At 67.0% G+C, this 457-nt stretch carries 1 protein-coding gene; it reads right to left on the reverse strand.

Annotated elements, in window-relative coordinates; genetic code table 11:
- Nucleotides 1–457 (reverse strand): amidohydrolase family protein (locus tag IB265_RS36295; protein ID WP_192496233.1); only part of this gene is annotated, 457 nt, incomplete at both ends.

The following is a 457-nucleotide window of genomic DNA, read 5'->3' on the forward strand; positions in this document are numbered from 1 at the left end:
TTGGGCGTGTCCTTGCCATAGCCGACCGCCCTGAGGGCGGCGCCGTTCAAGAGCGCCCGGTCATAGAGATGCAGCAGGAACACCGGCGTATCCGGGGCGACCGCATTGATCTCGTCGATCGTCGGCAACCGCTTTTCGGCGAACTGGTGTTCGGTAAAGCCGCCGACGACGCGCACCCATTGCGGCGCCGGCGTGATCGCCACCTGTCGCTTCAGCATCGCCATCGCATCGGCGAGCGACCGCACGCCGTCCCAGCGCAGTTCCATGTTGAAGTTGAGGCCGCCGCGCACGACGTGGGTATGGTTGTCGTTGAGGCCCGGCAGCACGCGCTTGCCCTTGAGGTCGATCACCCGGGTGCCCGGGCCGGCCAGCGCCATGATCGTCCGGTCGTCGCCGACGGCCAGGAACTTTCCGTCCTTGATGGCAACCGCGCTTGCCGTCGGGTTGCTGCGGTCGA

Source organism: Ensifer sp. ENS10 (assembly GCF_014852025.1).
In the GTDB taxonomy this organism is placed as follows: Bacteria; Pseudomonadota; Alphaproteobacteria; order Rhizobiales; family Rhizobiaceae; genus Ensifer.